At 76.4% G+C, this 23537-nt stretch carries 20 protein-coding genes; 4 read left to right on the plus strand and 16 right to left on the minus strand.

The genetic code is table 11. The features are described 5' to 3' along the window. The 3 genes from HDA33_RS04930 to coaD form a co-directional block, all read right to left on the minus strand. Complete coding sequence (locus HDA33_RS04930) at positions 1-573, minus strand: YceD family protein (protein ID WP_017489306.1); 573 nt, start codon at positions 571-573, stop codon at positions 1-3. A gap of 183 nt (positions 574-756) precedes the next feature. After that, positions 757-1665 carry a UTP--glucose-1-phosphate uridylyltransferase GalU gene (gene galU / locus HDA33_RS04935; RefSeq protein ID WP_184171522.1) on the minus strand — a complete coding sequence of 303 codons (909 nt, stop codon included), beginning with the start codon at positions 1663-1665 and terminating at the stop codon, positions 757-759. Positions 1666-1739: 74 nt separating this feature from the next. Further along, positions 1740-2213: a pantetheine-phosphate adenylyltransferase gene (gene coaD / locus HDA33_RS04940; protein WP_184171525.1), complete on the minus strand. Its 474-nt coding sequence runs from the start codon at positions 2211-2213 to the stop codon at positions 1740-1742. Between the two features lie 138 nt (positions 2214-2351). Between coaD and HDA33_RS04945 the strand changes: the two genes are divergently transcribed. After that, positions 2352-3680 carry an aminotransferase class I/II-fold pyridoxal phosphate-dependent enzyme gene (locus HDA33_RS04945; RefSeq protein ID WP_184171527.1) on the plus strand — a complete coding sequence of 443 codons (1329 nt, stop codon included), beginning with the start codon at positions 2352-2354 and terminating at the stop codon, positions 3678-3680. A gap of 73 nt (positions 3681-3753) precedes the next feature. On the opposite strand, the gene rsmD is transcribed toward HDA33_RS04945, so the two are convergent. Genes rsmD through HDA33_RS04965 form a run of 4 tightly spaced genes read right to left on the minus strand, consistent with a single transcriptional unit; the run spans position 3754 to position 8715 of the window. After that, positions 3754-4317 (minus strand): 16S rRNA (guanine(966)-N(2))-methyltransferase RsmD, encoded by a 564-nt coding sequence (rsmD, locus tag HDA33_RS04950; RefSeq protein WP_184171529.1) that lies wholly within the window; start codon positions 4315-4317, stop codon positions 3754-3756. A 3-nt stretch (positions 4318-4320) separates the two neighbouring features. After that, positions 4321-6513, minus strand: a complete 2193-nt coding sequence (locus tag HDA33_RS04955; RefSeq protein ID WP_184171531.1) for an ATP-dependent DNA helicase RecG — start codon at positions 6511-6513, stop codon at positions 4321-4323. Next, complete coding sequence (locus HDA33_RS04960; protein ID WP_184171533.1) at positions 6503-7516, minus strand: DAK2 domain-containing protein; 1014 nt, start codon at positions 7514-7516, stop codon at positions 6503-6505. The genes HDA33_RS04955 and HDA33_RS04960 overlap by 11 nt, the downstream gene beginning before the upstream one ends. After that, positions 7513-8715: an LCP family glycopolymer transferase gene (locus tag HDA33_RS04965; RefSeq protein WP_184171535.1), complete on the minus strand. Its 1203-nt coding sequence runs from the start codon at positions 8713-8715 to the stop codon at positions 7513-7515. The genes HDA33_RS04960 and HDA33_RS04965 overlap by 4 nt, the downstream gene beginning before the upstream one ends. Before the next feature lie 169 nt (positions 8716-8884). Here HDA33_RS04965 and HDA33_RS04970 point away from each other — a divergent pair, with 169 nt between their 5' ends. Beyond that, entirely contained in the window at positions 8885-9364 is a 480-nt protein-coding gene (locus HDA33_RS04970) for a DUF3515 family protein (RefSeq protein ID WP_184171537.1), read from the plus strand. Between the two features lie 71 nt (positions 9365-9435). Here HDA33_RS04970 and HDA33_RS04975 read toward each other — a convergent pair whose 3' ends face one another. The 6 genes from HDA33_RS04975 to leuC form a co-directional block, all read right to left on the minus strand. Then, positions 9436-10578: a D-alanine--D-alanine ligase family protein gene (locus HDA33_RS04975; RefSeq protein ID WP_184171539.1), complete on the minus strand. Its 1143-nt coding sequence runs from the start codon at positions 10576-10578 to the stop codon at positions 9436-9438. Next, positions 10575-11612, minus strand: a complete 1038-nt coding sequence (locus HDA33_RS04980; RefSeq protein WP_184171541.1) for an NAD(P)H-dependent glycerol-3-phosphate dehydrogenase — start codon at positions 11610-11612, stop codon at positions 10575-10577. Before HDA33_RS04980 ends, HDA33_RS04975 begins: the two co-directional genes overlap by 4 nt. Then, positions 11609-12361, minus strand: a complete 753-nt coding sequence (locus HDA33_RS04985; RefSeq protein ID WP_338104260.1) for a lysophospholipid acyltransferase family protein — start codon at positions 12359-12361, stop codon at positions 11609-11611. The genes HDA33_RS04980 and HDA33_RS04985 overlap by 4 nt, the downstream gene beginning before the upstream one ends. Beyond that, entirely contained in the window at positions 12358-13686 is a 1329-nt protein-coding gene (murA, locus tag HDA33_RS04990) for a UDP-N-acetylglucosamine 1-carboxyvinyltransferase (RefSeq protein ID WP_184171542.1), read from the minus strand. Before murA ends, HDA33_RS04985 begins: the two co-directional genes overlap by 4 nt. A gap of 211 nt (positions 13687-13897) precedes the next feature. Continuing rightward, positions 13898-14503, minus strand: coding sequence for a 3-isopropylmalate dehydratase small subunit (gene leuD / locus HDA33_RS04995; RefSeq protein ID WP_017489234.1), 606 nt, complete (start codon positions 14501-14503; stop codon positions 13898-13900). A gap of 3 nt (positions 14504-14506) precedes the next feature. Continuing rightward, on the minus strand, positions 14507-15961 hold the full coding sequence (leuC, locus tag HDA33_RS05000) for a 3-isopropylmalate dehydratase large subunit (RefSeq protein WP_184171544.1): 1455 nt from the start codon (positions 15959-15961) through the stop codon (positions 14507-14509). A gap of 230 nt (positions 15962-16191) precedes the next feature. On the opposite strand from leuC, the gene HDA33_RS05005 reads away from it, so the two are divergent. Next, entirely contained in the window at positions 16192-16968 is a 777-nt protein-coding gene (locus tag HDA33_RS05005; protein ID WP_017489232.1) for an IclR family transcriptional regulator, read from the plus strand. 125 nt (positions 16969-17093) lie between these two features. Further along, positions 17094-18554: a nucleotide sugar dehydrogenase gene (locus tag HDA33_RS05010; RefSeq protein ID WP_184171546.1), complete on the plus strand. Its 1461-nt coding sequence runs from the start codon at positions 17094-17096 to the stop codon at positions 18552-18554. A gap of 13 nt (positions 18555-18567) precedes the next feature. Here the strand turns inward: HDA33_RS05010 and HDA33_RS05015 are convergent, their stop codons facing one another. From HDA33_RS05015 to HDA33_RS05025, 3 genes are read right to left on the minus strand one after another with little or no spacing between them, the layout of a single operon-like run. Next, positions 18568-19707 carry an AIR synthase related protein gene (locus HDA33_RS05015; protein ID WP_184171548.1) on the minus strand — a complete coding sequence of 380 codons (1140 nt, stop codon included), beginning with the start codon at positions 19705-19707 and terminating at the stop codon, positions 18568-18570. A gap of 44 nt (positions 19708-19751) precedes the next feature. Further along, a complete protein-coding gene (locus HDA33_RS05020; RefSeq protein ID WP_184171550.1) occupies positions 19752-21509 on the minus strand; it encodes a GTPase in 1758 nt (585 codons plus the stop codon). After that, positions 21506-23422: a dynamin family protein gene (locus HDA33_RS05025; protein WP_184171552.1), complete on the minus strand. Its 1917-nt coding sequence runs from the start codon at positions 23420-23422 to the stop codon at positions 21506-21508. The genes HDA33_RS05020 and HDA33_RS05025 overlap by 4 nt, the downstream gene beginning before the upstream one ends. Between the last annotated feature and the right edge of the window lie 115 nt (positions 23423-23537).

Genomic DNA, 23537 nt, shown 5'->3' on the forward strand with positions numbered 1-23537 from the left:
CTATCTCTCTTCTGTCTCGGTGATGGAGGTCTCTGAGGTGCCCGCGAGGTGGGCCAGGGCGGCCCAGCGCGGGTCCACGCGCTCGTGGGCGTGCCCCTCGGGCGCGTCCTCGAGGCGGATGCCGCAGTCGGCGCACAGGCCCTCGCAGTCCGGCCGGCACAGCGGCTGGAACGGGAGGGCGATGACCACGGCGTCCCGGAACACGGGTTCCAGGTCCACGGTCTCGCGCACCACGAGCGGCTGCTCCCCGGCCTCGTCCTCGGACGCGCCGGTGAGGTACAGCTCCTGCAGGTCCACGGTGATCCCCTCATGCAGCGGGAGCAGGCAACGGCTGCACTCGCCCTTCAGGGTCGCGTCCGCGGTGCCGGTCACGAGGACTCCCTCGTGCACCGACTCCAGACGCAGGTCCAGCTCCACGGGGTCCCCCTCGGGGATCCCCAGCAGCGGCGTGGTGACGCCCGCGGGGGCGGGCCACTGCGCCGTCAGCTCACGCTGGACCCCGGCCCCGCGCGTCAGATCGCGCACGGGGATCACCCACGACGAGTCGGCGTCCTGGCGCTGTGTGGTGTCCATGGTCGCTCCTCTCGGCGGGTGGGACGGCGGGGTTTCACGGTCCGCTCGCACGCCCGGATCGGGGGTGCGGTGCGGCCTGGACGGGGTCCAGCCACGATGGACCGACAGCCCATCCTACCGGGTGCGTCCGCAACGGCCAAAGCCGGTCGCGGCCCGCGCGTCGCCGCCGGTCGCCCGCCGGGCTCAGAGCCCGGCGGCGAACCCCTTGAGCCAGGCGCGCAGGTCCCCGCCCAGCTCCTCGTGCCGGGTGCCGAACTCGACGACGGCCTGCAGGTAGCCCAGCTTGTCCCCCGTGTCGTACCGGCGGCCGTCGAAGACGACGGCGTACACGCCGCCGCCCTCGCCGTCGTCGCCGGCCAGGGTCTGGAGGGCGTCGGTCAGCTGGATCTCCCCGCCCCGGCCGGGGGGAGTGCGGTCCAGCACGTCGAAGACCTGCGGGGCCAGGACGTACCGGCCGATGACTGCCAGGGTGGAGGGGGCGTCCTCGCGGGCCGGCTTCTCCACGAGGCCGGTGACGCGCACGACGTCCTCGCCCTCCCCGGGCACGGCCTCCACCGCGGCCACGCCGTACGCGGAGACCGCCTCCTCGGGCACCTCCATGAGCGCGACGACGGAGCCGCCCAGGCGCTGTTGCACGTCGATCATGCGCGTGAGCAGGGCCTCGCCGTCGCCGATGATGTCGTCGCCGAGCAGGACCGCGAACGGCTCGTCGCCCACGTGGCGGCGGGCGCAGTTCACGGCGTGGCCCAGGCCGAGGGCCTCGCCCTGGCGCACGTAGTGGATGTCCCCCACCAGGTCGGACTCGCGGATCTGCGCCAGCCGCGTCGCGTCGCCCTTGCGCTCGAGGGTGGCTTCGAGCGCCGGGTGGCGGTCGAAGTGGTCCTCCAGGGCGCGCTTGTTGCGGCCCGTGATCATCAGGACGTCCTGGAGCCCGGCGCGGCGGGCCTCCGCCACCACGTACTCGATCGCCGGGCGGTCCACCACCGGGAGCATCTCCTTCGGCATCGCCTTCGTGGCCGGCAGGAAGCGCGTGCCCAGGCCGGCGGCGGGGATGACGGCCTTGCGGGTGCGGGGTCGGGACGGGACGGTCATGGGCGTCGATTCTCCTGCGGTCGGTTCGGGATGGGACGTGCGGAGGGTCCGGCCCGGGCGGGCCGGCGGCGGGCTCAGGGCTCGCCGTCGAGGCCGCGCAGCACCGCGGCGGGGACGAGCTCGGCGACGTCGCCGCCGAGGCCGTGGACCTCCTTGATGAGCGAGGAGGACAGGTGGGTGTAGCGGGCGTCCGCCGGCAGGTAGACCGTCTCCACCCCGGTGAGGTGGCGGTTCATCGCGGCCATGGGCGCCTCGAACTCCAGGTCGGTCCCGTTGCGCAGGCCCTTGACGATGGCGTCCGCGCCGATCTCGCGGCAGAACTCGGCGAGCAGCCCGAGGCCCATGGGGCGGACCGTCACGCCGGCCAGCGAGGACAGGGTGCTCTCGATCATGGCGATGCGCTCCTCCGTGGAGAAGCGGTAGCGCTTGGCGGGGTTCACGGAGACCGCGACCACCACCTCGTCGAAGAGGTTCGCGGCCCGCGCGATGACCTCCACGTGTCCCTTGTGCAGGGGATCGAACGAACCTGGGCAGACGGCACGGCGCATGGTGCTCACCCTAGCCCGGCCCGCCCCGCCGGGCGATGCGCGTCGGCCCGCGTCCGAGCCCCGGCCCGCCCCGGGCGCACCCCCGGGTCCGCACCTCAACCGGGCCCCGCGCGTCCGGTCCCTGGGTACAGTGCGCGCATGGATGCCGACGCCCCCGACCGCACCCGCCCGCCCCGCACCGGCCCGGCCCCCGCCCCGGCGACCGGGCCCGCACCGGCCGACGTCGCCGGCACCGCCTTCGTCGCCGGGCCCTGGCGCCGTACGGCGGCCGCCGCGGGGCTCCTGGACGACGGCGCCCCCGTGCCCACCGTCTTCGAGCGCATGACGGCGCTGGCCCTCAAGCACGACGCCGTGAACCTCGGCCAGGGCTTCCCCGACGCGGACGGCCCCGCGGAGCTGCTCCGGGCCGCGGCGGACGCCGTGCTCGCCGGCCCCAACCAGTACGCGCCCGGCCTCGACCGCCCGGACCTGCGCGCCGCCGTCGCCGAGCACCAGCGCCGGTGGTGGGGCGTCGAGGAGGACCCGGAGACCGGGGTGATGGCCACCGCGGGCGCCACCGAGGCGATCGCCGCGGCCGTCCTCGCCCTCGTCTCCCCCGGCGACGAGGTGGTCACCGTGGAGCCCTTCTACGACTCGCACGCCGCCGTCGTCGCCCTGGCCGGCGCCCGGCACGTGACCGTGCCCGTGGACCCGCCTGCGTTCCTGCCGGACCCCGAGCGGGTGGTCGCCGCGTTCACGGACCGCACCCGGATGCTGATCCTCAACACGCCCCACAACCCCACGGGCGCCGTCTACCCGCGCGCCCTGCTCGAGGAGCTGGTGCGCGCGTGCCGCGAGCGCGGGGTGCTGATCCTCTCGGACGAGGTGTACGAGCACCTGGTCTACGACGGCGAGCACGTGCCGGTCCGGGCGCTCCCCGAGGCGCGGGACATCGCCCTGGCCGCGTCCGGGGCCGGGAAGGCGTTCGCGGTGACCGGGTGGAAGGTCGGCTGGCTCACCGGACCCGCCCCGCTGGTGGCCGCCGCCCGGGCGGTCAAGCAGTACCTGACCTTCTCGACCGGGCCGGCGTACCAGCAGGCCGTGGCCGGTTTCCTGCCCGAGGCCGGGGCCCACCTGGCGGCGCAGCGCGAGCGGTACCGGGACGGACGGGACCGGCTGGTGGCGGGCCTGCGGGCGGTGGGGCTGGACCCCGTGGTGCCGGCGGCCGGCTATTTCGTGACCGTGGACCTGGCCCCGTGGGGCGTGCGGCGCGCCGAGGACGCCGTGGTGGACTGGGCGCGCGAGGCCGGCGTCGTCGGGATCCCCGTCAGCGCCCTGTGCCGCGCCGACCGCGCCCCCGGCGAGACCGGCCCCCTGGACTCGTGGCTGCGCCTGGCGCTCTGCAAGTCGGCGGACGCCGTGGACGAGGCGATGCGCCGCCTGGCCGCCGCGGCCCCCGCGCTCGACGGGCGGCGCCCCCGGCCGTGATACGGGAGGCTCCCTTCTCCCGCACGAAAGGGGGCCCGCAGGCTCCCGCCTCCCGCACGGATGGGGGCTGTGGTCAGCGCTCGTCCTGCCAGAGGTACAGGGCCGTCTCCCCGTAGGCGCGCACCTCGACCTCCTCGAGCCCGGCCGGGCGGCGGGGCGGGGCGTCGCGGGCCGCCCGCTCGAGCACGATCAGCCCGCCGGGGGCCAGACGGGCGGCCGCGGCCTCGAGCACGGCCTCCAGCGCCGGGCCGGCCAGCGGGTACGGCGGGTCCGCGAGGATCACGTCCGCGGGCTCGCCCCCGGCCGCGAGCGCCTGCTCCACGGTGCCGGCCCGCACCTGCACGACGTCGGCCCCGCGGGCCCGGTTGACCAGGGCGGCGTTGGCGCGGCAGGCGGCCACGGCCCGCCGCTCCCGCTCCACGAGCAGCACGGACGCGGCGCCGCGGCTGGCGGCCTCGCAGCCCAGGGCGCCGGAGCCGGCGAAGAGGTCCAGCACGGCGGTGCCGTCCAGCCAGTCGCGGGCCTCGAGCCAGGAGAACAGGGCCTCCTTGGTGCGGTCCGTGGTGGGGCGGGTGCCGGTGCCGGGCACGGACGTCAGCGGGCGGCCGGCGGCGGCGCCGGCGATGATGCGGGACATGGCTCAGCCCTTCTCGAGGTAGTCGGCGGCGGTGAGGTGCTCGGACTCCCAGCGCGCCACCTCGGCGGCCAGCGCCGGGTGCGCGGACAGGCCCGGGCCCTCGGCCATGATGCGCCCGACGGCGTCCGCGGCCACGGCGATCAGCGGGGCGTCCCGCAGGACGTCCACGTGGCGCAGCCCCGAGGCGAGCCCGGACTGGGCGGCGCCGAGGACGTCGCCCACGCCGCGCGTCGCGAGGTCCTCCTGGGCGATCCGCATGCCGTCCTGCTCCTGGGCGAGGACCTCCAGGCGGCGCAGGGACGGGTGCCCGTCCGGCAGGCGGGTGGCCAGCAGGCAGACGGCGGCGTCAGGGCCGCGGCCCACGCGGCCGCGCAGCTGGTGCAGGGTGGACAGGCCGAAGTCGTCCGCGTCCAGCACCGCCATGACGGTGGCGTTGGGCACGTCCACGCCGACCTCGACCACGGTGGTCGCCACGAGGACGTCCGTCTCCCCGCGGGCGAAGGCCTGCATGGCGGCGTCCTGCTCGGCCTGGTCCATGCGGCCGTGGACGGCCTCGATGCGCAGGCCGGCCAGCGCGGGCAGCGAGCGCAGGCGCGGGGCCATCTCCTCGACGTTGGCGTGCCCGGGGTCGGCGTCGTCCGGGTCGATGCGCGGGCAGACCACGAAGGCCTGGCGCCCGGCGGCGGCGTGCTCGGCGATCAGCTCCCAGACGCGGCCGATGACGCGCGGGCCGTGGTCCATGCGCGCCACGTGGGTGGCCACGGGCTGGCGGCCGGAGGGCAGCCCCTCGAGCACGGACAGGTCCAGGTCCCCGAACACGGTCATGGCCACGGAGCGCGGGATGGGGGTGGCGGACATGACCAGCAGGTGGGTGCCGGGGTTGGACCGGCGCAGCGCCTCGCGCTGGTCCACGCCGAAGCGGTGCTGCTCGTCCACCACGGCCAGCGCGAGCTCGGCGAAGCCGATCTTGTCGGAGAGCAGGGCGTGCGTGCCGACGGCGATCCCGGCCTCGCCGGAGGCGAGCGCGAGCAGGGCCTCCCGGCGCGCCTGCGTCTTGAGGGATCCGGTGACGAGCACGACCTTCGTGGCCGGCCCGTCCCCCGCCCCGAGCGTGCCGGCCTCGGCCAGCGGGCCCATCAGTGCCAGCAGCGCGCGGTGGTGCTGGGCGGCGAGCACCTCGGTGGGGGCCACGAGGGCGGCCTGTCCGCCGGCGTCCACCACCTGGAGCATGGCGCGCAGGGCCACGAGGGTCTTGCCGGCGCCGACGTCGCCCTGGAGCAGGCGGCTCATGGGGGCGTCCCGGGCCAGCTCGGCGGCCAGCTGCTCCCCCACCTCGGCCTGGCCAGGGGTGAGGGCGAACGGCAGCCGGGCGTCGAGCGCGTCGAGCAGCCCCCCGGCCCGCGGCGGGCGGGGCACGGCGGGCACCGCGCGCTCCCGGTCCCGGCGCCAGGCCAGCGCCGCCTGGACCACGAGCGCCTCCCGCAGGGCGAGCGCCGTGCGGGCCGGGCCGGTGGCCGCCACCTCCTCGGGGGCATGCAGGTCCCGGTAGGCCCGCGCGGTGTCCGGCAGGGGCGCGTCCAGGTCCAGGGCGGCGGCGGCCTCGGCCCGCAGCCGCGGGGTGAGCAGCTCGGGGATCCGGGTCAGGTCCACGTCGGCGAGGACGCGCGCCACGGCCGAGCGGACGGTCCACGAGGGCAGCTTCCCCGTGGCCCGGTACAGGGGCACCGGGCGCACGTCCACGTCCCCCGGGGCGACGTCGTCGTCCAGGAGGGCGAAGTCCGGGTTGTTCAGGGTGATCCGGCCGCGGTAGGCCGTGGTGCGGCCCTGGAACATGGCGGTCATGCCCGGGGCGAGGCGGCGGCGGGCGTCGTGGCCGTTGAAGAACGCCATGGACAGGCTCGCCCCCGGCGCGCCGTCCGCGGCGGGGTCGGCCACGGTGACGTCCACGATGAAGCCGGGTCGGCTGTGCATCCGGCGCGTGGTGACGGACTCGACGACGGCGACGACGGTGACCTCGGCGTCCCACGGCAGGGCCGCGATGGGGGTCAGCTCCCCGCGCTCGATCCAGCGCCGGGGCACGTGGTCCAGGAGGTCCCCCACCGTGGCGAGCCCGAGCTCCTTGTCCAGGCGCGCGGGCAGTCGCCCGTCGAGCACCTCGGACAGGGGCAGGTCGGTGACGCGGACCTCAGCGCCCATGGCACCCGTCGGCGTCGGGTCCGGCGGCGTCCCCGGACAGCTCGGTGACGGCGAGCCCCTGGACCTCCCCGGCGGCCTGCATCAGCTCCACGGCGTCGGCGGCGCGGGGCACGTGCACGTGCACGCGCCACGGCACCCGGCCGCGCTCGTCCCGCTCCGTGCCCACGGGGGCCAGGATCACGGAGTCCCCGGCCTCGGCGAGGCGACGGCGCAGGTCGGCCGCGGCGAGCGGGGTGAGCGCCAGGGTGCCCATCACCTCCACGGCGTCCTCGCCCGCGGGCTCGGGGCCGGGCCGCACGCCCTCCACGTAGCCGTGCAGCGCGGTGGCCAGCTCCTCGTCCGGGGCCGTGTCGGTGACGGCCGCGCGCAGCGCCTCCAGCACCCACAGCAGGCCCACGGCGCCGGCGTCCACCACGCGGGCCTGCGCGAGCGGGGCCAGCTGGGACTCCGTCTGCTCCACGGCCCGCAGGCAGTCGGCCATCATGGCCGTCACCGCCGGGCCCAGGCGCACGGCCGGGTCGGCGTCCGCGGCCACCGCGGGGCTGTCCGGGGCCTGGGTGGCCGAGCGCGCCAGGCTGCGCGAGGCCGCGGAGAGCACGGTGAGGATGGTGCCCTCCCGCGGGTCGGACAGGGCCTGCCGGGCCGCGCGGTCCGCCGCCCCGAACGCGGCCGCCAGGGCGAACGCGTCCGCGCGGGCGCGCCCGCGCAGGGGCTCGGCCATCCCGGCCAGGGCCACCGCGAGCAGGGTGCCGGAGTTGCCACAGGCCGAGTCGAGCGCGGCCGCTCCTGCCCGGGCGAGGACCGCGCCGGCGTCGTCCTGCTCCGGGCACGCGTCGGCGGCCCGGCGGGCCGCGGCGAGGGTGGCGAGCATGTTCGTCCCCGTGTCCGCGTCCGGGACGGGGAACAGGTTGAGCGCGTTCAGGCGCGGGGCGGCCCGACCCACGAGGTCCTCCGCGAGGGCCAGCCAGCGCCGCACCGTCGACGGCCGGGTCTGCGTGGTCACGGGGCGACGGCCTCCTCCAGGGTGCCCGTGCGGATGCCCTCGCCCAGGCGGCCGATCGCGGCCCAGTCCGGCCAGACGACGTCCTGGCCGCCCTCCGTGTTCCCCACGCCCACTGAGGGCACCGTGCTGGTGCGGATCGGGGCGTCGCGGGCGTCGCGCAGGGACCAGGCCAGGGAGGCCAGGCGGCCCGAGTCCAGGGAGTCGTCCAGGGTGAGGAACGGGGCGAAGCGCGCCACGGAGTCCTGGACGCGGGCCGGGTCCGAGAGGGTGTCCCGGGACAGGAACCGGTCCACGATCGCCTTCACCAGGCGCTGCTGGTTCTCCACGCGATCGAAGTCGCTGCGCGGCAGGTTGTAGCGCTCGCGGGCGTAGGCCAGGGCCGTGTCCCCGTCCATGTGCACGGCGCCGGCCGGGAAGTCGACGCCGCCGGTCGAGGTGAAGGCCCTCGGGTTGTCCACGGTGACGCCGCCGAGGGCGTCGACCAGCCCCTTGAAGCCGGCCAGGTCCACGGCCACCACGTGGTCCACGCGGGCCTGGAACATGTTCTCCGCGGTGGCCACGGTCAGCGGGATCCCGCCGTACTGGTAGGCGGCGTTGACCTTGGCGTCGCCGTGGCCCGGGATCGGCACCCACATGTCGCGCATGATGGACATGACCTGGACCTCGCTGCGGTCCCCCGGCACGTGCACCCACATGAGGGTGTCCGAGCGGCCGTCGTCCCCGCGGCCCTCCGCGCCGGCGTCCTCGCCCACGAGCAGCACGTCCAGGGCCTGCCCGTCCACGGCCTCGTCCTCGTCCGGCGCCACGGGGCCCTGCACCGCGGCGTCCGCCTGGGCCTCGACGACGGCGGGGTCCATCCCCGGCGGAGGCGCGGTGGGCGCGAGCGGGGCCGCGGCGGGCTCCCCGCCGCCCTGGCCCGGTCCGCCCTGGCCGGCCGGCTCGTCCTCGCCGCCGCCGCGGCGGCCTGGCTCGGAGGGGCGCAGGGACTCGGCCGGGAAGGCGCCGCCCTCGAACCGCTGCGTGCCCTCGTCGATGCTGCGGGCGAGCCCGCCCACGTACACGGCCACGGCCACGCCGACGGCCAGCAGCGCCACGAGCAGCACCACGAGGGCCACGAGCCACGGCCGACGACGACGACGGCGCGGCCCGTCGGCGCCCGGACGGGGGGTCTGCGGGCGGGACTCCGCGGTACGGCTCACGATGGGCTCCTGGTCTGGGGGGGCGGGACGTCGGGGTGCATGATGTGGTGCGGTCCCGCCCATGCTAGGGCACGGTCCGGACGCCGCCGCCTCCCCCGCACCGCGGCGCCCGGCCCCCGCGCGGCACCGGACGCCGGGCCGGCGGAGGCGCCGCGCGTATCCTGGGCGGATGGAATCCCGCCCCCTGCGCCCCCTCGCCCTCCTGCTGACCGCCGTCGCCCTCGGCGCCACGGCCTGCGCCGGACGGGTGGCCACGGTGGAGGCGGCGCCGGACGCCGCGAACCCCGAGTGCGCCCCCGCCATGGTCGCCATGCCGGACGCCCTGGGCGACGCCGCCCTGCGCCCCACGGACAGCCAGGCCACCGCCGTGTGGGGCGACCCGGCCGCCGTCGTGCTGCGCTGCGGCGTCCCGGTGCCCGGGCCCACCACGGACCGCTGCATCTCGGTGGACGGCGTGGACTGGGTGATCCGCGACGAGGACGAGAACTGGCGGATCGTCACCTACGGCCGCGACCCCGCCGTGGAGGTCCTCTTCGGCAAGGACAAGGCCAGCTCGGACACCGTCATGGTGGGCCTGGCCTCGGCCGTCGCCCAGATCGACGCCGACGGCGGCTGCGTCAACCTCCAGGACGCCACGCCCGTCGGCTGACCCTCCCGACGCGGACGGCGCCGCCCCCGGAAGGATCCGGAGACGGCGCCGTCGGTGCGCCCGGGCCGGGCTCAGTGCAGCCCGACGCCCCGCTCGAGGGCCAGGTCCAGCAGCTCGGAGATCAGGGCGTCGTAGGACAGCCCCGTGCGCTCCCACATGGCCGGGTACATGCTGATGGGCGTGAACCCGGGCATGGTGTTGATCTCGTTGACCACCCAGCGCCCGTCCGGGGTGTGGAAGAAGTCGCAGCGGCCCAGGCCGGAGCCGTCCACCGCCTCGAAGGCGCGCACGGCCAGCTCGCGCAGCCGCCGCGTCTGCTCCTCGGGCAGCTCGGCGGGGCAGGAGAGCTGCGCCGCGTCGTCGTCCTGGTACTTGGCCTGGAAGTTGTAGAACTGCAGGTCGCCCTCGTCGTGCTTGACCACGATCTCCCCCGGCAGCGAGGCCCGGGGCGCGTCCGAGGCGTGCCCGTCCAGGACCGCGCACTCGATCTCGCGGCCCACGATCCCGGCCTCCACCACGACCTTCGGGTCGAAGCGGCGGGCCTCCTCGATGGCGGCGCGCAGGTCCGCCGGGTCGGAGACGCGGGTGATGCCGAAGGAGGAGCCGCCGCGGGCCGGCTTGACGAACAGCGGGAACGCCAGGGCGCCGGCGCGGGCCAGGGCGGCCTCGGGGTCGCGCGCCCAGTCGCGGTCGGTGATGGTCTCCCACGGGCCGACCTCGAGGCCGGCCGCCTGGAAGGCGACCTTCATGAAGTGCTTGTCCATGCCCACCGCGGACGCGAGCACGCCGCAGCCCACGTAGGGCAGGCCCAGGGACTCGAACATCCCCTGCAGGGTGCCGTCCTCGCCCCACGGGCCATGCAGCAGCGGGAACACCACGTCCACGCGGCCCAGGGAGGAGCCGTCCTCGGCGGTGAGCTCCACCGTGCCGTCCGGCAGGGTGCGCAGGCTCACCGGGGCCTCGGGCTCCGGCACCTCGGGGAGGGTCTCGCCGTCCAGGCGGAAGGCGGCCACGTCCAGCTCGTCGTGCGACCACAGGCCGGAGCGGGCCACGCCCACCGGCACCACGTCCCAGCGCTGCGGGTCGGCCGCGTGGAGCACGCCGGCGGCGGTGACGCAGCTGATGGGGTGCTCGCTGGAGCGGCCGCCGAACAGCAGCAGCACGCGGGGGCGCGCGCCGGCCGAGGGGGCCTCCGGGGCGGGGGTGGCGGTCATGCGGTGCGTCCTTCCGACTTCAGGTCACGGGCGAGCAGGAGCTCGGCGAGGCGGTGCACGGCCACGTCCCCGGCGACCACCCGGTCCATCAGCTCGCTGATGGGCATCTCCACGCCGTGGGCGCGGGCGACGTGCACGACGGCGGAGACGGACTTGATGCCCTCCGCGGTCTGGCTCATGGCGGCCACGGCCTCCTCGGCGCTCAGTCCGGTGCCGATGTGGCGCCCGGCCGTGCGGTTGCGGGACAGGGGTGAGGCGCACGTGGCCACGAGGTCGCCCAGTCCGGCGAGCCCGGCCATGGTGGCGGGGTCGCCGCCGAGGGCGACGGCGAGGCGGGTGGTCTCGGCGAGCCCGCGGGTGATGACGGAGGCCTTCGAGTTGTCCCCCAGGCCCTGGCCGTCGCAGATGCCGACGGCGAGGGCGATGACGTTCTTCACGACGCCGCCGATCTCCACGCCCACCACGTCGGTGTTCGTGTAGGGCCGGAACGTGGGCCCGGCGGTCAGCGCGGCGATGCGCTCGGCGGTGGCCGAGGAGCCGGAGGCCACCACGGTGGCGGTGGGCTCGCCGCGGGCGATCTCGAGGGCCAGGTTGGGGCCGGAGACCACCGCGAAGCGGTCCGGGGTGAGGCCCAGCTCCTCGGTGCACACCTGGGACATCCGCGCGTCGGTGCCGCGCTCGAGGCCCTTGACGAGCGAGACCACCACGGCGTCCGGGGCGAGGTCCTCGCGCAGGGTGCGCAGCGTCTCGCGCACGTGCTGCGCGGGCACGGCCACCACCACGACGCCGGCGCCGCGGACCGCCTCGGAGGCGTCGGTCACGGCGCGCACGCAGGCGGGCAGCTCGATGCCCGGCAGATACTCGGGGTTGGCGTGGTCCCGGTTGACGGCCTCGGCCACCTCGGGGCGCCGGGACCAGATCACGACGTCGCGCGCCCGGGCGCCCTCGGGGCTGGTGCTGGTGCCCAGCACGCGGGCGAAGGCGGAGCCCCAGCTGCCGGCGCCCAGGACGGCGACGGTCTGCGGGTCGCTCATGCGCCCGGCTCCCGACGCCCGGTCCGCGGGTCCCAGCGGCCGGCGGGGGCGGGCTCGCCGCGCAGGTCCGCCACGATGGCGGTGATCGCGTCCATCATGCGCTCGGTGCCGGCGCGCAGCCCGCTCGCCGTCATCGGCGCGCCGCACAGGTCGTCCAGGTCCACGGGCGCGCCGATCCGGATGCGGGCGGTCTTGCGCGGGAACGGACGCGGGGCGCGGCCGCCGTAGGGCAGCAGCTCCTGGATGCCCCACTGGCCCACGGGGATGAGCGGGGCGCCGGTCTGCAGGGCCAGGCGCACGGCCCCGCTTTGTGCGGCCATGGGCCAGCCGTCGGGGTCGCGGGTGACGGTGCCCTCGGGGTAGACGATGATCGCCCGGCCCGTGGCGACGGCCTCGCGGGCGGCGTCGAGCGAGCGGCCGCCGTCGCGGGTGCGCTCGACCGGGATCATGCGGGTGGCCTCGAGGACCTGCTTGAGCACGGGCACCTTCCAGAGCTCGGCCTTGGCGAGGAAGGTCGGCAGCAGGCCCTGGTTGTAGACCATGTGGGCCACGGAGAGGGGGTCCAGCTCGGAGATGTGGTTCACCGCGAGGATCGCGCCGGTCTCCGGCAGGTTCTCGGTGCCCTCCCACACCTGGCGCACGAGGCCGCGCAGGGCGGGGCGCACGATGGCGGCGGGGATCACGTAGCCGGCCCGCGCGGCGCGCGAGGGGAGGCCCGCGGCCGGGGTCTGCGGGTCCACAGGGCTCACCGGGTGCGGTCGGACAGCTCGACGTCGGCGCCGAGGCCCTGGAGCTTGTCCATGAAGTGCTCGTAGCCGCGGTTGATGATCTCCAGGCCGGTGGCGGTGGAGGTCCCCTCGGCCGCGAGGGCCGCGATCAGGTGCGAGAAGCCGCCGCGCAGGTCCGGGATGTCGATCTCGACGCCGCGCAGCGGCGTCGGGCCCGAGATCACGGCGGAGTGCAGGAAGTTGCGCTGGCCGAAGCGGCACGGCACGGAGCCCAGGCACTCGCGGTGCAGCTGGATGGAGGCGCCCATGCGCACGAGCGCGTCGGTGAAACCGAAGCGGTTCTCGTACACGGTCTCGTGCACGATCGAGACGCCCTTGGCCTGGGTCAGCGCCACCACGAGGGGCTGCTGCCAGTCGGTCATGAAGCCGGGGTGCACGTCCGTCTCGAGCACGAGCGGGTTCAGGTCTCCCCCGGCGTGCCAGAAGCGGATGCCGTCGTCGACCACGTCGAACTCGCCGCCGATCTTGCGGTACGTGTTCAGGAACGCGGTGAGGTCGCGCTGGGACGCGCCGCGCACGAAGATGTCGCCGCCGGTGGCCAGGGCCGCCGAGGCCCAGGAGGCGGACTCGTTGCGGTCCGGCAGCGCCTCGTGGTTGTAGCCGCGCATCTCGGTCACGCCCTCGATGCGGATGGTGCGGTCCGTCTGCACGGTGATGATCGCGCCCATCTTCTGGAGCACGGCGATGAGGTCGTGGATCTCCGGCTCGACGGCGGCGCCCTTGAGCTCGGTGATGCCCTCGGCCTTCACCGCGGTCAGCAGCACCTGCTCGGTGGCGCCCACGGACGGGTAGGGCAGCTCGAGCTTGGCGCCGTGCAGGCCCTTGGGGGCGGAGATGGAGATGCCGCCCGGGCGCTTGTCCACGACGGCGCCGAAGTTGCGCAGCACGGCCAGGTGGTAGTCGATCGGCCGGTCGCCGATCTTGCAGCCGCCCAGGTCGGGGATGAAGGCCTCGCCGATGGCGTGCATGAGCGGGCCGCAGAAGAGGATCGGGATGCGCGAGTCGCCGGCGTGGGCGTCGATCTCGGCGGTGAGGGCGGACTTCACCCCGGCCGGGTCCATGGTGATCCGACCGGACTCCTTGTCCCACTGCACGGAGACGCCGTGTATCTCGAGGAGGGAGCTGACGACGTCGACGTCCTTGATCTCCGGGATGCTGCGCAGCACGGAAGGGGTGTTGCCCAGGAGCGCGGCCACCATGGCCTTGGGGACCAGGTTCTTGGCCCCGCGCACGGTCACCTCGCCGGTCAGCGGCTTCCCGCCATGGATCGTCAACAGCTTCGCCATGGGCGTGTCCTTCCTCAGCGCGGCCGAGGGCCACGGTCTCGGCGACTCCCGCCCGGAGGCGGGGGTCGCATGAACGGGCACCGCCCCCCGGGCGCGGCGGGCGGTGCCGGAATCGCCTCCCAGCATAGAGGTTCGACAGGGTCGGACCGCAACGGCGCGGGCCCCCTCGACGCGCGTCGCCCCAGCGGTCGGCCCGCCGCACGACCCCCGCTCAGCCCGCGGTGCGCGCGGGCAGCGTGGTGGGCTTGTAGGAGGGGCGGGCGCGCTCGTAGGCGTCGATCTCGTCCTGGTGGTCCAGGGTGACGGCGATGTCGTCCAGGCCCTCGAGCAGGCGGTGGCGCGTGTCATCGTCGATCTGGAACGGGGCGGTCACGTCCCCGCACTCCACGGTGCGGGAGACCAGGTCCACGGTGACGGCGGTGCCCGGCCGGTTCTCCAGCTCCTTCCAGATCCGCTCCACGTCCTCCTGCTCCACCTGCGCGGCCACGAGGCCCTGCTTGGCGGAGTTGCCGCGGAAGATGTCCGCGAAGCGCGGGGAGATCACGGCGCGGAAGCCGTAGTCCTTGAGCGCCCACACGGCGTGCTCGCGGGAGGAGCCGGTGCCGAAGTCCGAGCCGGCCACCAGCACGGTGCCGGCACTGAAGGGCTCGGTGTTGAGGATGAAGTCGGGGTCCTGGCGCCAGCCGGCGAACAGGGCGTCCTCGAAGCCGGTGCGCGAGATGCGCTTGAGGTAGACCGCCGGGATGATCTGGTCGGTGTCCACGTTGGACGCACGCAGCGGCACGCCGATGCCGGTGTGGGTGGTGAACTTCTCCATGGCTCAGGCCTCCTGGGGGGTGAGGGCGGGCAGGTCGGACGGGCTGGCCAGGCGGCCCAGCACGGCGGTGGCGGCGGCCACCACCGGGGAGACCAGGTGGGTGCGCCCGCCCTTGCCCTGGCGGCCCTCGAAGTTGCGGTTGGACGTGGACGCGCAGCGCTCGCCGGGGGCGAGCTGGTCCGGGTTCATGCCCAGGCACATGGAGCAGCCGGCGAAGCGCCACTCCGCCCCGAAGTCCTCGAACACCCGGTCGAGGCCTTCGTCCATGGCCTGCAGGCGCACGCGGGCTGAGCCGGGCACCACCATGACGCGCAGCCCCTCGGCCTTCTTCCGGCCCTTGACGACCTCGGCGAAGGCGCGGAGGTCCTCGATGCGGGAGTTGGTGCACGAGCCCATGAACACGGTGTCCACCGCCACCTCCTTCATGGGGGTGCCGGGGGTGAGGTCCATGTAGCCCAGCGCCTTGCGGGCGGACTCCTGGGCCACGGGGTCGTCGAAGTCCTCGGGCGCGGGCACCGCGCCGTTCAGGCTCACGCCCTGGCCGGGGTTGGTGCCCCACGTGACGAACGGCTCGAGCTCGTCCGCGTCGATGACCACCTCGGCGTCGAACTCGGCGCCCTCGTCCGTGGCCAGGGTCCGCCAGTGCTCGACGGCGGCGTCCCAGTCGGCGCCCTCGGGCGCGTGCGGGCGGCCCTTGAGGTAGGCGAACGTGGTCTCGTCCGGGGCGACCATGCCTGCGCGGGCGCCAGCCTCGATGGACATGTTGCAGATGGTCATCCGGCCTTCCATGGAGAGGCTGCGGATGGCCTCGCCGCGGTACTCCAGGACGAAGCCCTGGCCGCCGCCGGTGCCGATCTTCGCGATCACGGCCAGGATGACGTCCTTGGCGGTGACGCCCGGGCGCAGGGTGCCGTCCACGGTGATCGCCATGGTCTTGAAGGGCTTCAGGGGCAGCGTCTGGGTGGCGAGCACGTGCTCCACCTCGGAGGTGCCGATGCCGAAGGCCAGGGCGCCGAACGCGCCGTGGGTGGAGGTGTGCGAGTCGCCGCAGACCACGGTCAGCCCGGGCTGGGTGAGGCCCAGCTGGGGGCCGACCACGTGGACGATGCCCTGCTCGGCGTCGCCGAGCGGGTGCAGGCGGACGCCGAACTCCGCGGCGTTGGCGCGCAGGGTCTCGATCTGGGTGCGGGAGGTGGGGTCCGCGATCGGCTTGTCGATCTCCAGCGTGGGGGTGTTGTGGTCCTCCGTGGCGATCGTCAGGTCCGGGCGGCGCACGGGGCGGCCGGCCAGGCGCAGGCCCTCGAAGGCCTGGGGGCTGGTCACCTCGTGGACGAGGTGCAGGTCGATGTAGAGCAGGTCGGGGGTGCGGGAGGAGCCCTCGCCCTCGCCGTGCACCACCACGTGCTCGTCCCAGACCTTCTCGGCCAGCGTCCTCGGCCGCGTCGTCTCGCTCGTCATGTGCCGCACCTTCCTGCTCACGCACCTGTGGGTCCTCGCCCGGCGCGCGGCGCCGGGGATCTCGTCCCCCACTCTGGATCGGCGCCGGGCGGATCTCGACTACGACCCCGATTGTCCCAGAGTATGAGATCGCGTCTCACAGATCGGACACGTGACGGCGGGGGACGCTCCCGCGTCACGCGGCCCGTTCCCCCGGTCCGTCCGGACCGTGAGACGACTAGGATCACGGCATGACCGCTGAGCCCGCCCGCGCGCAGGCCGACGACGACGTCCTCGGCCCCTCCCTCCACCGCCACCCCAGCGGGGTCGGCGTCGTGGACAAGTCCGTGGCCATCCTCGACGCGCTCGAGTCCGGCCCCGCCACCCTCGCCCAGCTCGTGACCGCCACCGGGATCGCCCGGCCCACGCTGCACCGGCTCGCCGCGGCGCTCACGCACCACCGCCTCGTGGGCAAGGACCTGCAGGGCCGCTACGTGCTCGGCACCCGGCTGGCCGAGCTCGCCTCCGCCGCCGGCGAGGACCGCCTCACCACCGCCTCCGGCCCCGTCCTGCTCTGGCTGCGCGACGCCACCGGGGAGAGCGCCCAGGTATTCCGCCGCCAGGCCGACTCCCGCGTCTGCGTGGCCAGCGCCGAGCGGCCCTGGGGCCTGCGCGACACCATCCCCGTGGGCGCCCGCATGTCCATGAAGGCCGGCTCCGCCGCCCAGGTCCTACTGGCCTGGGAGGACCACGAGCGCCTCGTGGAGGGGCTCGCCGGCGCCGTGTTCACCCCCACCGTGCTGGCGGCCGTGCGGCGCCGGGGCTGGGCCCAGTCGCTCGCCGAGCGCGAGCCCGGCGTCGCCTCCGTGTCCGCACCCGTGCGCGGGCCCAGCGGCCGGGTCATCGCGGCCGTGTCCATCTCCGGCCCGCTCGAGCGGCTTTCCCGCCAGCCCGGCCGCAACCACGCGGACGCCGTCGTCGCCGCCGCCACCCGCCTCACCGAGCTGATCCGCGCCGGCGAGGCCTGAGGCCGCGCCGCGCGCCCGGGGCGCCACCGCGGGGTCGCACCGCGGTGGCGCCCCGTTCTTCCGTCGTTCATCCGCGGGGCCTAGCGTCGGGGCCGTCCCCGCACGCCACGCCGAAGGAGCCCGCAGTGACCCACCCGAGCGCGCCCGCCGCCCCCGCCGAGCAGGACCGCGCCCCGCGGCTGTCCGTGATCGGCACCGGCTACCTGGGCGCCACGCACGCCGCCTGCATGTCCGAGCTGGGCTTCGAGGTGCTCGGCGTGGACGTGGACCCGGAGAAGATCGCCCGGCTCTCCCGCGGCGAGGTCCCCTTCCACGAGCCCGGCCTGCCGGAGCTGCTGCGGACCCACGTGGAGAGCGGCCGCCTGCGCTTCACCACGGACGTGGCCGAGGCCGCCCGCTGGGCGGACGTGCACTTCGTCGGCGTCGGCACGCCGCAGAAGGTGGGCGAGTCCGGCGCGGACCTGCGGTACGTGGACGCCGCCCTCGCCTCCCTGGCCGCCGCGATCGACCGGGACGCCCTGATCGTGGGCAAGTCCACGGTGCCCGTGGGCACGGCCCGCCGCCTCGCCGCGATGGTGCGGCGGGTGCGGGCCGAGGCCGGGCTGCCGGGCGAGGTGGAGCTGGCCTGGAACCCCGAGTTCCTGCGCGAGGGCTTCGCCGTGAAGGACACGCTGACCCCGGACCGCCTGGTGATCGGCACGGACGGCACGCGCGCCGAGCCGGTGCTGCGCCGCGTCTACGCCCGCCAGCTCGCGGCGGACACGCCGTGGATCAGCACGGACCTGGAGACGGCGGAGCTGGTCAAGGTGGCGGCCAACGCGTTCCTGGCCACGAAGATCTCCTTCATCAACGCGTTCTCCGAGATCACGGAGGCCGTGGGCGGGGACATCGGCACGCTCGCGGACGCGATCGGGCACGACGCGCGGATCGGGCGCCGGTTCCTCAATGCCGGCGTGGGCTTCGGCGGCGGCTGCCTGCCCAAGGACATCCGCGCGCTGCAGGCGCGCGTCTCCGAGCTGGGCCTGGACCGCACGATGCGCTTCCTGGCCGAGGTGGACGACATCAACCTGCGCCGCCGCGACCGCGTGGTGGACCTGGCCGTCCAGGTGCTCTCCGCGGCGCGCGACGCCGGCCGGGGCGAGGCCGCGGCGTACGGGGGCAAGACGACGGGGTCCGGCGTGGAGGTGCTCCGGGGCGCGCGGATCGCCGTGCTCGGGGTGACCTTCAAGCCCGACTCGGACGACGTGCGCGACTCCCCCGCCCTCGACGTGGCCAACCGGCTCTACACGGCCGGTGCGGACGTGCGCGTGCACGACCCGGAGGGCAACGCGAACGCCGCCGCCCGCTTCCCCCGCCTGGACTACGTGGACTCCCTCGAGGAGGCGGTCGAGGGCGCGGAGCTCACCCTGCTGCTGACCGAGTGGCAGGCGTTCCGCGAGATGGACCCCGCGGCGGTCGGCGCGCTGGTGGACGCGCGGCTGCTCATCGACGGGCGCAACGTCCTGGACGTGGCGGCGTGGGCCGAGCACGGCTGGACCGTGGTGGGCCTGGGCCACCGCTTCGACCCCGCCGCACTCGGCGCCTGAGGCCGCGGCGGGCTCAGCCGCCGAAGGGGTCCCAGCCGGCCTCGGGCAGCTCCCGGTGCCCGGCGGGCGCCGGGGCGCCGGCGGGTTCGAGCCGGCCGATGCGGACGAACCCGGCCGGCAGCACGGTCTCCGGCCACGCCAGCCCGAGCAGTCCGTAGTCCTCGCCCCCGCCGGTCACGAGCGACTCGGCGGACACGCCCGCGAGCGCAGCCACGCCCCGCAGCGGCGCGGCGGCCTCGGCCAGCCACGCCGCGTCGATCCACGGGACGGGCGGCGGGGCCTCGGCCGAGGCGGCGGCCCCGGTGGCGGCGGCCATCCGGTGCGCGTCCCGGCCGAGGCCGTCGGAGACGTCCATCAGGGTGAGGATCCCGGCCTCGACGGCGGCCGGGCCCAGCGCCAGCGGCGGGCGCGGACGCAGCTGGGCGCGGACGGCGCGCGCGAGGTCGCGGGCGCCCGGCCGGTCCTCCGGGGGCAGGGCCGCGGCGCGGCGGGCGAGCTCGTCCCGGTCCGTGAGCAGCAGGGCCAGCCCGGCGGCGGCCCAGCCGGGGCCGGGCCGGGCGGCGCTGGGACGGAGGGCACCGGATCGGGCGGCGCCGGATGAGCCCGGGGCGTCCTGGGCGTGCACGAGGTCGGCGCCCTCGGCGAGCACGCGCTCCCGCGCCGCCGGGGCGGGCGCCCGGCACAGCACGCCGGCCGGGTGGGGGTCGCCGAGCACGGTCACGGCGGCGTGGACGCGCTCCCCCGTGCCCAGGTCCCCGCCGGCCACCCGGCATCCCGGGGCGCCGAGCCGGTCGACGGCGCCCACCACGCCCGCGGCGAAGGAGCGCACCCAGGCCAGGGGCGTCGTCGGGGGCAGAGTGAGGGCGGTGACGAGCGCGGAGGCGGTGCCGCCCATCGCGTTGACGTCGGAGAGGTTCTGCGCGACGGCCTTCCAGCCGGCGTCGTGGCCGCGGGTGCGCACGCCGGCGGGCCAGCGGTGCAGGAAGTCCGTGCCCTCGCCCATCGCGTCCGTGGAGACGAGCGTGCCGCCGCGCGGGGCGGGGACGAGGGCGGCGTCGTCGCCCGGGGCCACGGTGCCGGGCGGCCAGTGCCCGGGCCGCACGGCCGGGGCCAGCCCGTCCAGGACCACGCGCAGCAGCTGCGCCTCGGTCACCTCGCCGACGGTCCTCCCGTCGGAGGGCCGCCCGCCCGCCGGGGTCACCGGCGCCCGCGGCGGGCCGTGGCGCCGGCGGCGCGGGCCACGGCGTCGCGGAACGCGTGGAACCGGTCCACCTCCGCGCGCACCGGGTCCACCACGAGCCGGCGTCCGACGTCGGTGGTCCCCTCCTCGAGGCGCCGGCGGGCCCGGCGCCCGCGCGAGGCCGCCGTGATGCGGGTCAGCGGGATCGCCAGCAGGGCCAGCAGGACGCCGAGGGCGAGGCCGCCGACGAGCAGCAGGGTGGGGATGGGGAAGCCCTCGACCACCGGGGCCGGCGGCAGCGGGAACTGCAGGTAGGCCGCGAGCGCGAGCACGCCCAGCCAGCCGGCGCCCACGACCGCGGTGAGCAGGGCGAGCCACTGCAGGACGTTGAGCACGGGGTGCCACCAGCTGCCGCGGCCCGCCCCGAGGTCGGTGGCGGCGATCGCCTGGTCCACGGCGTCCGGCACCTGCTCGGCGTGGGCGCGTCCGGCGCGGCGCACGGAGGCGGCCCACGGCTCGGGGGCCCCGGCCGCGGCCGCGGTGACGAGGGTGCGGACGGCGCCGTCCACCACGGCCTTCTGCGTGCCCGTGCGCTCAGGGAGCGAGGTGCGGTGCAGGGCGGGGTCGCGGCCGACCTCGTCCCGGTCGCGGCGGGCGGCCGGGCGGTCGGGCATCAGGTGCAGCCGGCGCAGGGGGTCCGCGCGGAAGGAGTGCATCCAGCGCAGCACGGGCCAGCTGGTCTGCTTGGCCGAGCGCAGGCGGTAGGAGCCCTCCACGGCGCGCACCACGGCGGGCACGCCGCCGGCGGTGGCCAGGTCGCGCCCGAGGCGCTGCTCGTCCCCCGGTCCGACGCCGGCCGGCTCGCCCTCGCCGGAGGCGGCGTCGAGGTCCCGGGCGCGGGCGGCGACGTCGGCGCCCAGGCGCTCCGCCGCGGCCCCGCGGCGCTCGACGATGGCGGCGATCTGCCGACCGACCTCCTCGAGGCCCTCGCCGGTGCGGGCGGAGACCGGCAGGACGCGCACGTCCCCGAGGCCGTGGCCCGAGAGCATGCGGCGCAGGGAGGCCAGGACGGTGTCCCGGTCCCGCACGGACAGGCGATCCACCTGGTTGAGCAGCACGAGGGTCACGGCGGCGTGCGAGCCCATGGTGGCCAGGAACTCGCGGTGGAGCACGGCGTCCGCGTACTTCTCCGGGTCCACCACCCACACGAGCACGTCCACGTGCCCGGCCAGGCGGGACGTGATCTCCCGGTTGGACAGCTCCACCGAGTCGATGTCCGGCAGGTCCAGCAGGATCAGGCCCGTGGCGTCCGCGCCCTCGCGGTGGCCCAGGCCGAGGAAGCCGGGCCGGCCGTCGTCCAGGACGGGCGCCTCGTCCAGCAGGTGGCGACGGCGGACGCCGAGCCAGTCCAGCAGGGCGGCGGCGCCGCCGCCCTCGCCCGTGCCGTCGCCGTCCGCGCCGGCGTCCAGGCCCTGGCCGCGGCCCACGCCCCACACCGCGGCGAGCGGCTCGGACGTGGTGGGGCGGGTGGCTGCCACGCGGGCCAGGTCCCGCCCGGTGAGCGCGTTGAAGAGGGAGGACTTGCCGGAGCCGGTGGCGCCGAAGAAGCCCACCACGGTGTGCTCGGCCGAGAGGGCCTGGCGCTCGCCCGCGGCGCGGACGGTGGCGTCGGCGTCGGCCACCACGGCCTCGGGCAGGCGGTCCCGGCCCAGGTCGGCGGCGGTGCCGAGGGCCTCGAGGCGGGCGGCGAGCGAGGGGGCGTCGCGGCGGCTCATCGGGTGCCCTCCTCGTGCTCCCCGGCCTCCGGGCGGGCCGGAGCGTCGGTGTCGGCATCGGTGTCGGTGTCGGCGGCGTCCAGGGCCGCGGCCGCGGCGGCGGCGTCCGCCGGGGCGACGTCGTCGCGGCGGGCCGGCGCCTCGGAGGCCGGACCGCCCGGCCCGTCGAGGCCGGCGTCCACGCCGCGGCGCAGCACGGGGACGAGGGCGCGCAGCTCCTCGGTGGCCTGCGGCTCGCGGTCCAGGCGCAGCAGCGGGAGGAAACGGTCGGCCAGGACGGTCTCGAGCAGCGAGCGGACCCGGCGCTCGAGCAGCTCGTTGGCGCGCCTGGCCATGCGGCGCACCGCGTCCTCGCCGAAGATCGACTCGAGCAGCTTCTGGCCGACCACGGCCGCGCCGCCGGCGATGCCGATCTCGAGGCCCACGAGCCCGCCCGTGGAGGCGAACGAGATGACCATGAGCGCCACCGCGGCGCCGTTGACGCCCGTGGCGGCCAGGCGGGCGCGGGTGCGCTTGCCGGCGCCCTCCTCCTGGATGAGGGCCAGCACGTCCGACTGCCAGTCGCGCACCACCGCGGCGGCGCGCTCGGAGGTGTCCGCCGGCAGGGAGCCCAGGTCGCGGCCGGCCACGAGGGCCCGGCCGGCGGGCTCGGCGGCCCAGCGGCGCTCGATCTGCTCGGCGGCGGCCGCGGCGGCCTCCACCATCACGGCGTGCAGGCCGGTCTCGAGGGCCGTCTCGACCTCCTCCGCCGGGGCGGGGCGCCCGCGCACGAGCGCGCCGAGGCGGTCGCGCACGCGGCCGATCGCGGTCTCCACGCCCCGGAAGAACTCGCCGGTGCCCACGAAGTCCTGCCAGCGGGCGAGCACCTCGCCGCGCAGCAGGGTGCCGTCCGAGGTGGCCTCGTGGACCCGGTCCACGGCCTGCTGCGTGGAGTCCCCCACCACGCGGGCGAGCAGGTCCGCGGCGTGGCGCTGGTCCTCCTCGGCGCGGGCCAGTTCCGCCACGCGGGCGGCCAGCTGGCCGAGCACCCCGTCCACGGTGCGCCGGGCGACGGCGCCGCGCGCCTGGGCGTCCGCGGCGAGCGTCTCGAGCCAGGTGCGCAGGCCCTCGACGTGCTCGGCCGGGAGCAGGCCGCGCTCGTCGAAGCGGGTCTCCGGGATCACGTGGATCCGCGCGTCGCCGAGGCCGCGCTCGGTGAGCATGCGCTGCAGGTCCGGGGTGATGTCCGCGGCGGCGCCCTCGGGCACGCGCCCCAGCACCACGGCCACCGTGATGTCCCGTGCGGCGGCCTGGTCCAGCAGCTGCCACGGGACGGCGTCGGCGTAGCGGTGCGCCGTCGTCGTGAAGATCCACAGGTCCGCGGCCTCGAGGAGCTGCCGGGCGAGCGCGCGGTTCTGGTCCGCCACCGAGTCGATGTCCGGCGCGTCCACGAGCGCGATGCCCGCGGGCAGGGCCGGCTCGGCCACGAGGGCCACGGTGTCCATGGCGGACTGGTCCGGCTCCACGGGCCCGGCCGACGCGTCGCGGTGCACGGTGACGCGGGCGAGGTCCGGGAGCACGCGCGGGCCCGTGAACCAGTGGGCGTCCGCGGGGTTGTGCAGGAGCAGCGGCTGGCGCGTGGTGGGGCGCAGCGCGGAGGAGCGCGAGACCTCGTGGCCCACCAGGGCGTTCACGAGGGTCGACTTGCCGGCGCCGGTCGAGCCGCCGACCACCGCGAGCAGCGGCGCGTCGAGCGAGTCGAGGCGCGGCAGCACGTAGTCCTCGATCTGGTGGAGGGTCCGCTCCCGCTCGGCGCGGTCCTCCCCCGCCGTGGCGGTCTCGAAGGGCAGCTCCAGCGCGGCGAGGTGATCGCGCACGCGGCGCACGGCCGTGTCGACGCCGAGGTCCGGGTGGGTCTGATCCGTGTGTGGCACGTGGGCCATCGTCTCACGGAGGGCCCGTCCGCGGACGGTCCGGCCGGCGCGCTCCCGACGGCGGAGCGGCCCCGGAGACAACGGAAGCCCGGTCCGCATGGACCGGGCTTCCTGT

It is taken from the genome of Micrococcus endophyticus, assembly GCF_014205115.1.
GTDB classification, from domain to species: Bacteria; Actinomycetota; Actinomycetes; order Actinomycetales; family Micrococcaceae; genus Micrococcus; species Micrococcus endophyticus.

Coding starts and splice junctions, on each gene's coding strand:
- HDA33_RS04975 (WP_184171539.1), bottom strand. CDS start 10,578: ATGACCGCCACCCCCGCCCCGGAGGCCCCCTCGGCCGGCGCGCGCCCC.
- HDA33_RS04980 (WP_184171541.1), bottom strand. CDS start 11,612: ATGAGCGACCCGCAGACCGTCGCCGTCCTGGGCGCCGGCAGCTGGGGC.
- coaD (WP_184171525.1), bottom strand. CDS start 2,213: ATGCGCCGTGCCGTCTGCCCAGGTTCGTTCGATCCCCTGCACAAGGGA.
- murA (WP_184171542.1), bottom strand. CDS start 13,686: ATGGCGAAGCTGTTGACGATCCATGGCGGGAAGCCGCTGACCGGCGAG.
- rsmD (WP_184171529.1), bottom strand. CDS start 4,317: ATGTCCCGCATCATCGCCGGCGCCGCCGCCGGCCGCCCGCTGACGTCC.
- leuD (WP_017489234.1), bottom strand. CDS start 14,503: ATGGAGAAGTTCACCACCCACACCGGCATCGGCGTGCCGCTGCGTGCG.
- HDA33_RS05005 (WP_017489232.1), top strand. CDS start 16,192: ATGACCGCTGAGCCCGCCCGCGCGCAGGCCGACGACGACGTCCTCGGC.
- HDA33_RS04930 (WP_017489306.1), bottom strand. CDS start 573: ATGGACACCACACAGCGCCAGGACGCCGACTCGTCGTGGGTGATCCCC.
- galU (WP_184171522.1), bottom strand. CDS start 1,665: ATGACCGTCCCGTCCCGACCCCGCACCCGCAAGGCCGTCATCCCCGCC.
- HDA33_RS04955 (WP_184171531.1), bottom strand. CDS start 6,513: ATGGGCGCTGAGGTCCGCGTCACCGACCTGCCCCTGTCCGAGGTGCTC.
- leuC (WP_184171544.1), bottom strand. CDS start 15,961: ATGACGAGCGAGACGACGCGGCCGAGGACGCTGGCCGAGAAGGTCTGG.
- HDA33_RS05020 (WP_184171550.1), bottom strand. CDS start 21,509: ATGAGCCGCCGCGACGCCCCCTCGCTCGCCGCCCGCCTCGAGGCCCTC.
- HDA33_RS04945 (WP_184171527.1), top strand. CDS start 2,352: ATGGATGCCGACGCCCCCGACCGCACCCGCCCGCCCCGCACCGGCCCG.
- HDA33_RS04970 (WP_184171537.1), top strand. CDS start 8,885: ATGGAATCCCGCCCCCTGCGCCCCCTCGCCCTCCTGCTGACCGCCGTC.